11 protein-coding genes are annotated in these 14,775 nt (G+C 71.2%); 6 read left to right on the top strand and 5 right to left on the bottom strand.

The features are described from left to right. Positions 1-216: 216 nt before the first annotated feature. Complete coding sequence (gene aspS, locus ACFVFQ_RS06710; RefSeq protein WP_383409776.1) at positions 217-2,004, top strand: aspartate--tRNA ligase; 1,788 nt, start codon at positions 217-219, stop codon at positions 2,002-2,004. Positions 2,005-2,162: 158 nt separating this feature from the next. On the opposite strand, the gene metG is transcribed toward aspS, so the two are convergent. Both metG and ACFVFQ_RS06700 read right to left on the bottom strand, forming a co-directional pair. Further along, entirely contained in the window at positions 2,163-3,878 is a 1,716-nt protein-coding gene (gene metG, locus ACFVFQ_RS06705) for a methionine--tRNA ligase (RefSeq protein WP_383409773.1), read from the bottom strand. A 295-nt stretch (positions 3,879-4,173) separates the two neighbouring features. Beyond that, the gene (locus ACFVFQ_RS06700; RefSeq protein ID WP_383409770.1) at positions 4,174-5,667 is read right to left on the bottom strand and encodes a VWA domain-containing protein; all 1,494 of its coding nucleotides are present in this window, start codon (positions 5,665-5,667) and stop codon (positions 4,174-4,176) included. Positions 5,668-6,420: 753 nt separating this feature from the next. Here ACFVFQ_RS06700 and ACFVFQ_RS06695 point away from each other — a divergent pair. Next, a complete protein-coding gene (locus tag ACFVFQ_RS06695; protein WP_383409768.1) occupies positions 6,421-7,698 on the top strand; it encodes an alpha/beta hydrolase in 1,278 nt (425 codons plus the stop codon). Positions 7,699-7,866: 168 nt separating this feature from the next. Here ACFVFQ_RS06695 and ACFVFQ_RS06690 read toward each other — a convergent pair whose 3' ends face one another. Beyond that, positions 7,867-8,661, bottom strand: coding sequence for a polysaccharide deacetylase family protein (locus tag ACFVFQ_RS06690; RefSeq protein WP_383409765.1), 795 nt, complete (start codon positions 8,659-8,661; stop codon positions 7,867-7,869). Positions 8,662-8,962: 301 nt separating this feature from the next. Between ACFVFQ_RS06690 and ACFVFQ_RS06685 the strand changes: the two genes are divergently transcribed. Genes ACFVFQ_RS06685 through ACFVFQ_RS06675 form a run of 3 tightly spaced genes read left to right on the top strand, consistent with a single transcriptional unit; the run spans position 8,963 to position 11,363 of the window. After that, positions 8,963-9,694, top strand: a complete 732-nt coding sequence (locus tag ACFVFQ_RS06685) for an ABC transporter permease (RefSeq protein ID WP_383409760.1) — start codon at positions 8,963-8,965, stop codon at positions 9,692-9,694. Further along, positions 9,691-10,365 (top strand): ABC transporter permease, encoded by a 675-nt coding sequence (locus ACFVFQ_RS06680; protein ID WP_383409755.1) that lies wholly within the window; start codon positions 9,691-9,693, stop codon positions 10,363-10,365. Before ACFVFQ_RS06685 ends, ACFVFQ_RS06680 begins: the two co-directional genes overlap by 4 nt. Next, positions 10,362-11,363 (top strand): ABC transporter substrate-binding protein, encoded by a 1,002-nt coding sequence (locus tag ACFVFQ_RS06675; RefSeq protein WP_383409752.1) that lies wholly within the window; start codon positions 10,362-10,364, stop codon positions 11,361-11,363. The genes ACFVFQ_RS06680 and ACFVFQ_RS06675 overlap by 4 nt, the downstream gene beginning before the upstream one ends. 85 nt (positions 11,364-11,448) lie before the next feature. Here the strand turns inward: ACFVFQ_RS06675 and ACFVFQ_RS06670 are convergent, their stop codons facing one another. Then, positions 11,449-12,606 carry a betaine/proline/choline family ABC transporter ATP-binding protein gene (locus ACFVFQ_RS06670; RefSeq protein ID WP_383409749.1) on the bottom strand — a complete coding sequence of 386 codons (1,158 nt, stop codon included), beginning with the start codon at positions 12,604-12,606 and terminating at the stop codon, positions 11,449-11,451. 188 nt (positions 12,607-12,794) lie between these two features. Here ACFVFQ_RS06670 and ACFVFQ_RS06665 point away from each other — a divergent pair, with 188 nt between their 5' ends. Further along, positions 12,795-13,736, top strand: a complete 942-nt coding sequence (locus ACFVFQ_RS06665) for an NADP-dependent oxidoreductase (RefSeq protein ID WP_383409746.1) — start codon at positions 12,795-12,797, stop codon at positions 13,734-13,736. Positions 13,737-13,745: 9 nt separating this feature from the next. Here ACFVFQ_RS06665 and ACFVFQ_RS06660 read toward each other — a convergent pair whose 3' ends face one another. Continuing rightward, a complete protein-coding gene (locus ACFVFQ_RS06660; RefSeq protein WP_383409743.1) occupies positions 13,746-14,759 on the bottom strand; it encodes a hypothetical protein in 1,014 nt (337 codons plus the stop codon). Positions 14,760-14,775: the final 16 nt, after the last annotated feature.

The following is a 14,775-nucleotide window of genomic DNA, read 5'->3' as shown; positions in this document are numbered from 1 at the left end:
GACCATCGTCCCAGCCCGGGGGCCCGCTCCCGCGTCGGGGGATCCTGATGGGGATATGTCAACCAGGAGGTCGGGGCCGGACGGTAACCTGGAGCGGTTATGCCATTCCCGGGGTGGTCTTTCGGGCGATCCACGCGGTGATCGGGCCAGCGGGCCCGGTGTCCCCCTTCTCGCCCGACGGCTCCCCACCTCGACTCGCGACGACTTGGATGAGCGATGCATCGGTACCGGTCCCATAACTGCGGCGAGCTCCGAGCCGCGGACGTCAACACCGACGTCCGCCTCAGCGGCTGGCTGCACAATCGACGTGACCTGGGCGGCATCCTCTTCATCGATCTGCGCGACCACTACGGCCTGGTGCAGCTCGTCGCCCGCCCCGGCACCCCGGCCAACGAGGCCCTCGGCTCGCTGACCAAGGAGACCGTCGTCCGCATCGACGGCAAGGTCAGCGCCCGCGGTGCCGACAACGTCAACCCGGACCTGCCGACCGGCGAGATCGAGATCGAGGTCACCGAGGTCGAGGTGCTCGGTGCCGCCGAGCAGATCCCCTTCACCATCAACGCCGAGGACGGGGTCAACGAGGAGAAGCGCCTGGAGTTCCGCTTCCTCGACCTGCGCCGCGAGCGCATGCACCGCAACATCATGCTGCGCACCGCCGTGATCTCCGCGATCCGGCACAAGATGGTGGCCCTCGGCTTCAACGAGATGGCGACCCCGATCCTGTCCGCGACCTCCCCCGAGGGCGCCCGCGACTTCCTGGTCCCGTCCCGTCTGCACGCCGGCAAGTTCTACGCGCTGCCGCAGGCCCCGCAGCAGTTCAAGCAGCTGCTGATGATCGCCGGCTTCGACCGCTACTTCCAGATCGCGCCCTGCTTCCGCGACGAGGACGCCCGCGCGGACCGCTCGCCGGGCGAGTTCTACCAGCTCGACATCGAGATGAGCTTCGTCGAGCAGGAGGACGTCTTCCAGCCCGTCGAGAAGCTGATGACCGAGCTCTTCACCGAGTTCGGCAACGGCCGCACGGTCACCTCCCCGTTCCCGCGCATCCCGTTCCGCGAGGCGATGCTCAAGTACGGCTCCGACAAGCCGGACCTGCGCGCCGAGCTGGAGCTGGTGGACGTCTCCGACGTCTTCGCGAACTCCGGCTTCAAGGCGTTCGCCGGCAAGCACGTCCGGGCCCTGGCCGTGCCGGACACCGCCGACCAGCCGCGGAAGTTCTTCGACCAGCTCGGCGACTTCGCCGTCTCCCAGGGCGCCAAGGGCCTGGCCTGGGTCCGCGTCGGCGAGGAGAACGCGCTCGCCGGCCCGATCGCCAAGTTCCTCACCGAGGACGACGTCAAGGCGCTGGTCGCCGCCCTCGACCTCAAGCCCGGCCACGCCGTCTTCTTCGGCGCCGGCGACTTCGACGAGGTCTCCAAGATCATGGGCGCGGTCCGCGTCGAGGCCGCCAAGCGCGCCGGCCACTTCGTCGAGGACGAGTTCCGCTTCTGCTGGATCGTCGACTTCCCGATGTTCGAGCGCGACGCGGACACCGGCAAGATCGAGTTCTCCCACAACCCGTTCTCCATGCCGCAGGGTGGCCTGGAGGCGCTGGAGACCAAGGACCCGCTGGACATCCTCGCCTGGCAGTACGACATCGTCTGCAACGGCACCGAGCTCTCCTCCGGCGCGATCCGGAACCACGAACCGGACGTCATGTACAAGGCGTTCGCGATCGCCGGTTACGACAAGGAGACCGTCGAGGCCGAGTTCGGCGGCATGCTCCGCGCCTTCAAGTTCGGCGCCCCGCCGCACGGTGGCATCGCCCCGGGCGTCGACCGGATCGTGATGCTGCTCGCCGACGAGCCCAACATCCGCGAGACCATTGCCTTCCCGCTCAACGGCAACGCCCAGGACCTCCTGATGGGCGCCCCGTCCGAGGTCGACGAGGCCCGCCTCAAGGAGCTCCACCTGAGCATCCGCACCGGCCCGGCGAAGCCGACGCCCTACAAGCCGACCAAGTAAGGCGCACCGGGGCCCGGGACCGCAGCCGCGGTCCCGGGCTCTGGCCCATCCGGCAATCCGGGAGCGGCCGTTGCACCGCCGCTCCCGCACCACGCACGAGGGCGCCCCCGGACCGATCCGGTCCGGGGGCGCCCTCGTGCTTCCTTACGCGCCGGGGGTCAGCCCTCTTCGCCCCCGAACCGCTCGCGGTACGCCGCAAGGTCGTCCTCCGTGATCTTCGCGAAGAGCACCGGCGGGACCGTGAACGACGTGCCGGCGGGCACCGAGGCCAGCGCCCGCGCCTCCTGGGGCGAGACCCAGGTGGCGGTGTCGCCGTCCAGCGCGAACGCGCCCCGCATGGCCTTCGCCGACGCCGGGATGAACGGCTCGGAGACCACCGCGTAGAGGTGGATGAGGTTCATCGCGGTCCGCAGCGTCAGCGCCGCCGCGTCCTTGTCCGTCTTGATCTCCAGCCAGGGGGCCTTCTCCTCCAGGTAGGAGTTGCCCGCGCTCCACAGGGCGCGCAGCGAGGCCGCGGCCTTGCGGAACTGGAGCGCCTCCATGTGGCCCTCGTACTCGGTGAGCAGCCCGGCGATCTCCTCGCCCAGCTTCTGCTCGGCGGCGCCGGCCTCGGCGCCGGCCGGCACCTCGTCGCCGAACCGCTTCCGCGAGAAGGAGAGCACGCGGTTGACGAAGTTGCCGAGGGTGTCGGCCAGGTCCTTGTTGACCGAGGAGGAGAAGAGCTCCCAGGTGAAGGAGGTGTCGTCGGACTCCGGGGCGTGCGCCATCAGGAAGTAGCGCCAGTAGTCGGCCGGCAGCAGCTCCAGCGCCGCGTCGGTGAAGATGCCGCGCTGCTGCGACGTGGAGAACTTCCCGCCGTAGTAGTTGAGCCAGTTGAACGCCTTGAGGAAGTCGACCCGCTTCCACGGCTCGCGGGTGCCCAGCTGCGTCGCCGGGAACATCACGCTGTGGAACGGCACGTTGTCCTTGGCCATGAACTCCGTGTACCGGACGTCGTCGGCCTCGTACCACCACGACTTCCAGTCGCGCTCCTGGGGCGCCAGGTCCGCCCACTCCTTCGTCGAGCCGATGTACTCGATCGGGGCGTCGAACCAGACGTAGAAGACCTTGCCCTCGGCGGCCAACTCCGGCCACACGTCGGCCGGCACCGGCACGCCCCAGTCCAGGTCGCGGGTGATCGCCCGGTCCTGGAGGCCCTCGGTCAGCCACTTGTGGGCGATGGACGACGCCAGCGTCGGCCACTCCTTGCTGCCGTTGCCCTCCAGCCAACCCTCGACCTCGTGCTGGAGCTTGGACTGGAGCAGGAAGAGGTGCTTGGTCTCGCGCACCTCCAGGTCGCCGCTGCCGCTGATCGCCGAGCGGGCGTCGATCAGGTCGGTCGGGTCCAGGACGCGGGTGCAGTTCTCGCACTGGTCGCCGCGCGCCTTGTCGTAGCCGCAGTGCGGGCAGGTGCCGACGATGTAGCGGTCCGGCAGGAAGCGGCCGTCGGCGTTGGAGTAGACCTGGCGGATGGCCCGCTGCTCGATGAAGCCGTTCTCGTGCAGCTTGCGCGCGAAGTGCTGGGTCAGCGCGACGTTCTGCTGCGAGGAGCTCCGACCGAAGTGGTCGAACTGCAACCCGAAGCCGTCGTAGATCGCCTTCTGCTTGTCGTGCTGCTCGGCGCAGAACTCGGCGACGGACTGCCCGGCGTCCTTCGCCGCCAGCTCGGCGGGCGTGCCGTGCTCGTCGGTGGCGCAGATGTAGAGGACGTCGTGACCGCGCTGCCGCAGGTACCGGGCGTACACATCGGCCGGGAGCATGGACCCCACCATGTTGCCCAGGTGCTTGATCCCGTTGATGTACGGAAGGGCGCTGGTGATGAGGTGTCGAGCCATTGCCGGCTGCTCCCAAGTCGCTACGGTGAGTGATGATTTGCTTTACGCAACGTCAATATCGTACTGGACGGGGTGGGGGGCTCCGCGCGGGTATTTTCCGGCCCACAAGGGGCGGATGAGGGCCTCTGCGCCCCGCTCGTTGCCCGTGAAACGGGCCCCGCCCGCTCCCGTCCATCATCACGCACGCGGCCCCCGCCTCCCCTCGTTTGCGGGGAAAAGCCCCTGCGTGCCACAGGCCGCGGCCGGACCCGATGCGGGTCCGGCCGCGGCCTGTGCCTGCGGGGTGCGGCGGTGCTCAGCTGTCCTTGAGGACCTTGGCGGCGCGGGCCTCGCTGAGCCACTCCGGGAACTCGACCATCAGCTGCTGGTAGAACTCCTCGTGGGTCAGGCCCCGGGGGTCGCGACCGGCGTGGAAGAAGCCGGCGTTGTCGACGACGCGCTTCTCCGGGATGGTCAGGTCGTCCAGCTTGCGCAGGAAGTCGAAGCCCTTGGCGTCGGGGTCACCGAAGCCGATGAACTGCCAGAAGATGGGGAGTTGGGCGGCCTGGCACAGGGCCCGCTCGGCGGCGGGCTTGGAGGTCGGCGCGCCGTCGGTCTGGAAGATGACGAAGGCGGGGTCGGTGGAGCCCGACTTCTTGTAGTGCGCGACGACGGCCTCGATGGCCCAGTGGTAGTTGGTCCGGCCCATGTGACCGAGGCCGGAGTGCAGTTCGTCGATGCGGCCCTCGTAGCTGGCGAGGTCCAGATCGGCGGTGCCGTCCACGTCGGTGGAGAAGAAGACGACCGGGACGGTGGCCTTCTCGTCGAGGTGCGTGGAGAGACCGAGGGCCTGCTCGGCGAGGTGCTGGACCGTGCCGTCCTTGTAGTAGTTGCGCATCGAGCCGGAGCGGTCGAGCACGAGGTAGACGGTCGCGCGCTGGGCGGCGAGGCCGTGCTTCTCCAACGTGGCGCGGGCGGCGTCGTGGAGCGGGAGGAGCGCGGGCGCGGTCGCCGCGACCGGGCTGGCGGGGGCGGGGACCGGGGTCTCGGCGGCGGGCTCGTCGGCTTGGTCGGCCGGTGCGGCCTCGGGGGCCGGCGCCTCGGTCACCGCCGCGGCCGCTTCGTCGGCCGCGGCCGGGGTCTCGTCCGCCACCTTCTCCGGCCTCAGCGCCGCCGCTACCGTCTCCTCCTTCTCCTTCGCCTCCTCCTCCTTCTGCTCCGGCTGGGGCGTCGGCTTCGGCTCGGAGTCGTCCTCCGTGGTGGTCGCCGTGGCGGGGGCCGGGTTGTCGAATGCCTGGCTGACCAGGTCGGCGGCGGAGTCAGGGACGACGGGGGCGGTGGCGGGCGCATCGGCCGCGGCGCTCGGCCCGGGCTCCTTGGCGTCCTCGGCGGCGGTCTCTTCCTTGGGCGCGGCCGCGTCGGTCGGCTCGTCCGCCGGCTTCGGTGCCTCGGCGGCGGCCGGCGGCTCGACCGTCGCGTCGACCGCGGCCGTCGGCTCGTCCCGTACGGGAGCCTCGTCCGCCGCCGTCGCCGCGGGCTCCGGTGCACGGTCAACCGGGCTGCTCTGGGCGGGAAGCGAGGCGGTCTTCGGGGCCGCCGCGGGCGCCGGCTCGGCGGGCGCCGTACGGGCGGCCGGCACCTCGGCTTCCGGGGGCGCGGGCGGGGCGACCGGAGTCGGGGTGGATTCCTCGCGGGCCTCCGGGATCGTCGCCGCCTCCGGCTTGTCGGCGTCCTTCCGGGCGTCGCGGGATTCGTTGCGGGCCGCCTTTGAACGACCGAAAGCGTTGCGCAGCAGACTTCGAATGCCCATCGGCTGACCTCTCTTGCGTGTGGTGGGTGCGGCGAATGTCCGTGAAGCGCGGACATGTCCCTGACCAGGACGGATACGTAAGGGTAGCGGCCTGAACCGGCCTGATCGTGGGAACCCGCGCCCCGGATGGTTGGTCCATACGGGGGTGTTGAGCGGGGAGGTGGTTTCGCCCGGTTCCTCGTCGGTCCGGAAAGGGACCTTCCGCTGCCGGAAAGTGTGCGCGCGGTCTTTGCGGAAAATCCCGATTGCTTCTGTGTGCGGGGCTACTTGGCCGCGGGTATGGCAGGTCTTGCCCTCATAGGTGGTGCAGAAGTGCCCTATGGGGCAGCCAAGGCGCGGGATAGTGACTATGTCGGGGATGTCGTTGGGGTGGTGTGGGGTGTGTGTCCCGACGGCTCCAACTTGCGTGGTGCGGTGGCCAGTTCATGACGGAGGGGTCGGAGGTCGCCCGACCCCTGGGGCGTTCTGGCGGTTGCGTGGGCGTCTTGTCGCCGGGTGTTCACCGGCCCGTCGTTTCACGTGAAACGCGCGCGTGGTTCCGTCAGTTGAGCGGGATCTGCCGGCCCCGCCCGCGCACATCACGTGGCGGAAACAAACAGGCAAGAGCTCGGTAAGAAGTAAGTCGCTCAGGTATCCGATTCGCGGATGAGCCCGTCTTCTCCGGTGACCATTGTCCTGAGCCGCCCGTTGTGCCTCGGGGGTGGCCGGCGAGAAGGCAAGAACCCTTTCGAGGGTGACGGGAGATGTGGGCGCATGGGGCTGACCAGTCAGTCGCTCGAATTCACGGTGATCGTGCTGGCGGTGGTCTGTGTTGCCGCGACGGTGTGGCTCTGGCCCCGGCTGTCGCGCAACGGCTGGCGCCACGTGCTGGGGAGGCTGGGGGCCATCGTGGTCACCCAGCTGTCGATCGTGTCCGCGCTCGCCCTCGCCGTGAACGCGAACTTCGAGTTCTACGGCAACTGGGACGAGTTGCTGGGCAACAACGAGCAGGCCCCGGCCGCGGTGAGCCAGGGGGACGGGCAGTACGCCACGGTCGGCAACATCAAGGGCGGGCTGATCCAACCCGCCGGCCCGCAGGGGCTCGACCGGGTGACCGGACTGCCGAAGGGGCCCGCCGACAAGGTGGGCAAGGTCGAGTCCGTACGGATCATCGGTCGGCGGACCCGGGCCATCAACCCGGCCTTCGTGTATCTGCCGCCGCAGTACTTCCAACAGCAGTTCCACCGCCAGCGGTTCCCCGTCATGGTCGTCATCAGCGGCTACCCGGGCGGGATCATGAACCTCGCGCAACATCTCCAGATCCCGCAGAACGCGGGCCAGTTGATCGCGCAGGGCAAGATGCAGCCGACCGTGCTGGTGATGGTGCGGCCGACCATCGCACCGCCGCGCGACACCGAGTGCGTCGATGTGCCGGGCGGTCCGAAGGCCGAGACGTTCTTCACCAAGGACCTGCCGGACGCCATGAAGTCGGCCTACCGGGTGGGCCACGACCCCAGCGCCTGGGGCGCGTTCGGGTACTCCTCGGGCGGCACCTGCTCGCTCCAGTTGGCGATGCGCAACCCGACGGCGTACACCTCGGCGGTCTCGCTCTCCGGCGACTATGCAATCAAGGACGACCTCACCACCGGCAGCCTCTTCGGCCCCGGCCCGACCGGCGCCCAGCACCAGCGCGAGCACGACCTCCAGTGGCGGCTGAAGCACCTGCCCGCGCCGCAGGTCTCCGCGCTGGTGGCCAGCAGCCGCCAGGGCGAGTCGGACTACGGCGCCACCATGGACTTCATTCACGCGGTGAAACCGCCGATGCGGGTCGACTCGATCATCCTGCCCCGCGGCAGCCACCAGTTCGGGACCTGGCGGCGGGAGGTCGTCCCGGCCCTGGAGTGGCAGAGCCAGCAGCTGACGTTCCCGCAGGACACCGAGCCGAACAAGCCGCAGCCGACGCCGGGTCAGGCGAAGGGCGTGTCCAAGGCGCAGACGCCCGCCGAGGACCGGTCCCACAAGCGGGTCGAGGCGGAGCACCCCCAGCGGTGAGGTGAGCGCCGCCGGCGACGGCGGTGCGCGGAAGGGGGCGCCGGGATGGTCCGGCGCCCCCTTCGTCGTGCGGCCGCGGGCCGGGATGCCGTTCCCGGCCCCCGGCCGCCCGCCCCCGTCATCGGGATCCCGCCCCAACGGGCCCCGGCCCGCCCCTCGGGCCCCGGCTTACGGGCGGTAGACCATCCCCGGTTCCGGCTTCGCGGGCGAGAGCAGCTGGGACACGGTGACGACCGTGTAGCCGCGGTTCTTCAGCTCCTTGAGGATGCCGGGGACGGCCGGCACGGTGCCCTTGTAGATGTCGTGCAGCAGGATGATGCCGTCGCGCTTGGTCTGGTCGAGCACCCGCTTGGTGATCAGGTCCGAGTCGGTGGTCTGGTAGTCCTTGGCGGTCACGCTCCACAGGACCTGGGCGACGCCGAGCTCCTTGCTGATCTTGGAGACCTCTTCGTCGGTCCGGCCCTGCGGCGGGCGCATCAGCGTGGGCGTCTTGCCGGTGATCTTGTGGACCTCGTCCTGGACGCGGGAGATCTCGCGCTTGGCCTCGTCCGGCTTGATGTCGGTGAGGATCTGGTGGGACCAGGTGTGGTTGGCCAGCTCATGGCCCTCGGCGGCGATCCGCTTCACCTCGGCGGGGCGCTCGGCGATGTGGTTCTTGCCGAGCATGAAGAACGTGGCGTGGGCCTTGTTCTCCTTGAGGATGTCCAGCAGCCGGTTGGTGTTCTCGCTCGGGCCCGCGTCGAAGGTCAGGGCCACGCACTTGGCCTTGCGACAGTCGACGTCGCCGCTGCCGGCGTCCTGGGCCTTGGCGTTCTTGGCGTCGGCCGAGGTGGCCTCGGCCCGCGCGTCGGCGGGCGCGGTGACGTCGTAGGAGGCGCAGCCGCTGAGGGCCAGGGCCAGGGAGGCGGCCGTCAGCAGCCCGGCTATGGACGAGCGGCGGGCCGCGGATATCTGCTTCGGCATGCGGGATCTTTCCTGGAGTCGTTCGCTGGCTGTGGAGTTTTCGGCGCTCTTACGCGTAGCCCGGTGCTCGCCGGCGGTGGCCGGGAGCGCTCGCGACCCGATTTCCGGGCGCGACGAAGCGGGCGCAGACGGAGTCGTGGCCCGGCGCGCCGACCGTCCTATCGAACGGACTTCAGCGACTATACAGACCAGGTACACACCATGTGTATAGAGGTGTGGGAGGGGCCGTGTGACCCTCGCGACAGCCCGATCGGGCGCACTGGGCGCGACACCCCGTCGCACCCGCGGTGGACTTCTTGCTGTGACCGCCCCGCCGGACGACTGCCTGGCCCACAACGACTGGATCTGCGGCGACTACCTGACCTCCCGCCGCCAGATCCTGCTCGACGCGGTCGGCCAGCACCTTCAGCTGACGGTCGTTTCGGTCGGGCTCGGGTTGGTGATCGCCCTCCCCCTGGCGCTGCTGGCCCGCCGCCGGCGCTGGACGGCCGGCCCGGTGCTCGGCCTCACCACCGTGCTCTACACGATCCCGTCGCTGGCGATGTTCTCCCTGCTGCTGCCGGTCTACGGGCTCTCCGCCACCCTCGTCGTGGTCGGCCTCGCGCTCTACTCCCTCACCCTGCTCGTCCGGAACATCCTGGCGGGGCTGAACGGCGTCCCCGTCGAGGCCAAGGAGGCCGCCCGGGGCATGGGTTACGGGCCGATGCGGCAACTGCTCACCGTGGAGCTGCCGTTGGCGGTGCCCGCCGCGATGGCCGGGCTGCGCATCGCCACGGTCTCCGCGGTCGCGCTCACCACCGTCGGCGCGATCGTCGGGTACGGCGGGCTGGGCAACCTCATCTACGCCGGGATGAACGCCTACTTCAAGGCGCAGGTGCTGACCGCGTCCGTGCTCTGCGTGCTTATCGCGGTCGCCTTCGACCTGCTGCTGCTCGGCGCGGAACGGCTGCTCACGCCCTGGCGGCGGGCCGGCCGAAGCGCCCGGCCGGCCCGCGGACGCGCGCTGTCGGCCGCCTCCGGGCGGCGGGCATGAGCACCCTCGCCGCGGTCTGGTCCTGGCTGACCACCGCCGCCAACTGGTCCGGGGAGAACGGCATTTGGCACCGCCTCACCCAGCACGTCGTCCTCACCTTCGCCTGCCTCGCCCTCAGTGCCCTGATCGCGCTGCCGGTGGCGCTGACGCTGGGACACCTGGGGCGCGGCGGCGCGCTCGCGGTCAACCTGGCCAACGTCGGCCGCGCGGTGCCGACCTTCGCGGTCCTCGTCCTGCTCCTGCTGACCCCGATCGGTCGGCACGGGCAGTGGCCGACGATCATCGCGCTGGTGCTCTTCGCCATCCCGCCGCTGCTCACCAACGCCTACGTCGGAATGCGCGGGGTGGACCAGGACGTGGTCCGGGCCGCGCGGGGCATGGGGATGACCGGGGCCCAACTGGTGTGGCGGGTGGAGGCGCCGTTGGCGCTGCCGCTGGTGCTGACCGGCGTGCGGATCGCCGCCGTGCAGCTCGTCGCCACCGCCACGCTGGCCGCGCTGGTGGGCGGCGGCGGGCTCGGCCGGATCATCACCGCGGGCTTCAACCTCGCCAGCACCCCGCAGGTGGTGGCCGGTGCGGTGGTGGTGGCGGTGTTCGCGCTGCTGATGGAGGGAGTGTTCGAGCTGGTGCAGCGGTACGCCCCGGCACGGGCGCGCGGGCGGACCCCATGAGGGCGGTCCGCCCGACGCCGACCCCGCGCCGCCCGTACCGCGGTCCACGGACCGCGTCGGCGGCCCTGGCGGCGCTGGCCGGGCTAGCCGGGCTGGTCTCCTGCGTCGGCGGGCCGTCGCTGGAGCACCGCGGGGCGATCACCGCGGCGCCCGGCGACAGCCGTGAACTGTCCATCGGCTCGGCCGGCTTCACCGAGAGCGAGCTGCTCGCCCAGATGTACGCGACGCTGCTCCAGCAGGCCGGCTACCGCACCCACCTGCTCACCGTCGGCAACCGCGAGCTGTACGAACCGGCGCTGGAGGCCGGCCAGATCGACGTCGTCCCCGAATACGCCGCCACCTTCGCCAACTGGCTCAACGCCAAGGAGCACGGGCCCGAGGCGGCCCCGGTCGCCTCCCCCGACCTGGACACCACCATGGCCGCGCTGCGCCGGCTCGCCGCACCGCGCGGCCTGACCGTGCTCCCGCCGGGCCGCGCCGTCGACCAGAACGCCTTCGCGGTGCGCGCCTCCTACGCCGCCGAGCACCGCCTCCGGACCCTCAGCGACCTGGGTCGCGCCAAGCTGCCGGTGCGGCTGGCGGCCGGTGACGAGTGCGTCCAACGGCCCTTTTGCGCCCCCGGGTTGCGGAAGACCTACGGCATCGACATCACCGCCGTGGACCCGAAGGGCGTCGGCACCACGCCGGCGAAGCAGGCCGTGCAGAACGGTCAGGACCAGATGGTGCTGACCACCAGCACGGACGCCACCCTCGACCAGTTCGGACTCGTCGTCCTCGCCGACGACCGGAAGCTCCAGAACGCCGACTACCTCGTCCCCGTCGTCAACCGCGCACGGGCCGGCGGCGCCCGTCCGGCCGCCGCTCTGAACCGCCTCAACACGGCGCTGACCACCGAGGATTTGGCCCAACTCAACGAACAGGTCGACAGCTGGCGCCGGCTCCCCGCCGATGTCGCCCACAACTACCTCATGAAAAAGGGGCTGTTGAGGAAGGGATGACGACTCCCGAGGCGGTGTTTCACGTGAAACACCGTGCTGCGAAAGCCGTTTCACGTGAAACATCGCAGCCGCCCCGCACCCCGCATCACTCCGTCGGGACGGAGTCCACCTCCGGCCGCCCCCGCGACACTCCCCGCACCTCCGGGGCGATGGTGCGGCGCAGTGCCTCGTGCAGGGTCGTCGGGGTCAGGACGCCCACCAGCCGCGGGCCGTCCAGGACCGCGATCCACCCGGCGTCGTGCTTCAGCATCTCGCTGAACGCGTCCTTGAGCGTCCCGGTCACCGGGATCCACGCCTCCATGCGGCGGGCGTGGTCCGCGACGGTCCCGCCCGCGCCCGCCAGGCGCTCCGTGCCCACCCAGCCGTGGAGCGCACCGTCGGCGTCCAACACCACGGCCCAGCGGGCGCCCTCGCCCCGCAGCCGGGTCACCGCCTGTGCGGCCGGCTCGGCGAGCCGGGCGAACGGCGGTCGTTCGAGGTCGTCGCGGTCGATGGAGGTCACCGAGAGCTGCTTCAACGCCCGGTCCGCGCCCACGAATTCGGCGACATAGGGCGTCGCGGGCGCGCCGAGCACCCGCGCCGGGGTGTCGAACTGCTCGATGCGGCCGGCACCGTAGACCGCGATCCGGTCGCCGAGCCGGATGGCCTCCTCGATGTCGTGCGTGACCAGCAGCACCGTCTTGTGCATATCGGCCTGGAGCCGCAGGAATTCCTTCTGGAGGCGGTCCCGGACGACCGGGTCGACGGCGCCGAACGGTTCGTCCATCAGCAGCACGGGCGGATCGGCCGCCAACGCGCGGGCCACCCCCACCCGCTGGCGCTGCCCGCCGGACAGTTGGTCGGGGTAGCGCGGTCCGTAGACGGCCGGGTCCAGGCCGACCAGGTCCAGGAGTTCGGCGGCCCGCTCCCGCGCCCTGGCCCGCTTCCAGCCGGTCAGCACCGGCACCGTCGCGGTGTTGTCGAGGACGGTCCGGTGCGGGAAGAGGCCGGTCTGTTGGATGACGTAGCCGATCCGGCGGCGGAGCCGTACCGGGTCGACCCCGGAGACGTCCGCACCGTCGACGAAGATCCGGCCCTCGGTGGGGTCGATGAGCCGGTTCACCATCATCATGGTCGTCGTCTTCCCGCACCCGGACGGGCCGACCAGCGTGACCAACTCGCCCTTGCCGACATCGAAAGAGAGGTCGTCGACGGCCGTCGTCCCGTCGGGGTACCGCTTGGTGACCGACTCGAACCGGATCATTGCGCCATTGAATCCCGCGCCCCGTCCCCGCTCCCGTCATGCGGGCAATCGAGTGGGGAAACGGAACGGCGACGGGGGCCGTACGAGTGCTTCAAAGGCACCGCCTCTCGTCCTCCCGCGCCCGGCCCGTTCGGCGTGCTTACGATCCACTTCGGCCGCCTCCTCGGAAGGGTGGAAGGGAACGCCACATGAGAGCTGTAGCAATCAACGCCTTCGGTGAGGACCCGCAGCTGATGGAGCTGCCGCAGCCTGAGCCGGGACCGGGTGAGGTCCTGGTGCGGTTGGCCGCGGCCGGCCTTAACCCCATCGACTGGAAGCTGGCCGACGGCCACTTCGGGAAAGCCGTGCAGGCCACCTTCCCCCTGGTCCTGGGAGCGGACGGGGCGGGGGAGGTGGTCGCGGTGGGCAGTGGCGTACGGCGGTTCACCGTGGGGGACCCGGTGTTCGGCCAGTTCCAGCGGCCCGAGCGGGGCGGCGGATCCTACGCCGAGTTCGCCGTGGCCCGGGAGGGCGACATCGCGCTGGCCGCCCGCAGCGTGACCTACGCGACCTCGGCGGCCGTGCCGACGGCCGGGATGACCGCGTACAACCTCGTCGAGGAGACCCGGGTCGGGGAGGGGAAGCGGGTGCTGATCGTCGGTGCGACCGGCGGGGTCGGCACCTTCGCCACCCAGATCGCGGCCGGTCGCGGCGCCGAGGTCATCGCCACCGCCCGCCCCGCGAAGGCGGAGTTGATGCGCACGCTGGGCGCCGCGGAGACCGTCGACCACACGGCGGGCCCGATCGCCGACCAGGTCCTCGCGTCCCACCCGGAAGGGGTGGACGTGCTGATCGACATGGCCAGCGACGCCAAGAGCTTCGTCGAGATGACCCGGGCGGTGCGGGACGGCGGGGTGGCGGTCTCGCTGATCGGCTCCGCCGACGCCGATGTCCTCACTGACCACAACCTGCGCGGCTTCAACTTCGTCAACCGCCCCTCCCCCCAACTCCTGGAGATCCTCGCCGGGCACCTCGACGCGGGGCGCCTCACGGTCCTGGTGGGCCTCGAAGTTCCCCTGGAGGAGGCCCCGGAGGCGCTGGCGGCCAGCCGCACCGGGCGGGCGCAGGGCAAGACCGTCCTGGCGATCTGAGCCGGACCGCTAGGACATCGCCTCGGGGCCCGGCACCGCCCGCGGTCGGTGCCGGGGCACCGTCGTGCGGCGGAGGCGGGCGGTCAGCGGGCCGGCCGTGGCGAGGGCGATGACGAGCGCGGCCGTGCCGATCGTCGTCCACACGCCGGTGCGCAGGGAGGCGGTCAGGGCGTCGGTGTAGGCGTCGGCGGCGGGGCGGGAGACCGCGGTGGGCAGGGCGTCCAGGAGCCGGGTGCGGAGCAGCGCCAGCGTTGCGGACAGCAGGGCACAGGCCAGCGCGCAGCCGAGTGCGGTGCCGACCAGCGCGCGGCGTCGGTGGCGGACGAGCAGCAGTCCGGCCAGGAGGCAGAGCGCGGCGGCCGGGGGCAGCAGCCGGGCACCGGTGCGCGCGGCCCGGAAACCGGTCCGGAAGCGGGGCACGTCGGGGGAGTTGAGCAGCACGATCGAGGTGCCGGTGGGGGGCACGCGGCGGACGATGTCGATGCCCAGGCCGTTGCCGGCGAGTTGGTGCCGCACGCGGGCGAGGACCGGTGCGAGGTCGAGGGTGACGGGACCGTTGCCGGAGGCGGCGAGGGTGCCGTCCAGGGTCCGGTGGGCGGTGCGGTGCACCCCGGCCCAGAGCGCGGGGAACGCGCGGTCGGTGACGGCCTGACGCACCTGTTTGTCGACGAACTCGCGGATGCCGAGGGTGAACTTCCGCCGCAGCGCGGGGCGTTCGGCTCGGGGGACGACCTTGAGCAGCCCGTCGAGCCGGACGTGGGGCATCACGCCGTTGGTGACCTCGTGGACGAGGGCGTCCTGGATGGCGGGGTTGCCGGCGAGCGGGGCGACCGTGGCCACATAGCGGTCGGTGTCGGTGAGTTCGGCGCGGGCCCAGACGGCGGCCAGGCTCAGCGGCAGCAGCAGCGTGCCGAGCACCAGCAGCGCTCCGCCGGCCAGCGAGCGGACCCGGCGCGGCCGTCCTTGTGGGCAACGCGCCTCCGCCTCCCGGCCGTCGGCGCGTGCGGGTGCACTCGCTGACATCGCGTCGCAGTCCTTC

This window comes from Streptomyces sp. NPDC057743 (assembly GCF_042798755.1).
In the GTDB taxonomy this organism is placed as follows: domain Bacteria; phylum Actinomycetota; class Actinomycetes; order Streptomycetales; family Streptomycetaceae; genus Streptomyces.
This window is presented reverse-complemented; position numbering and strand designations above follow the sequence as displayed.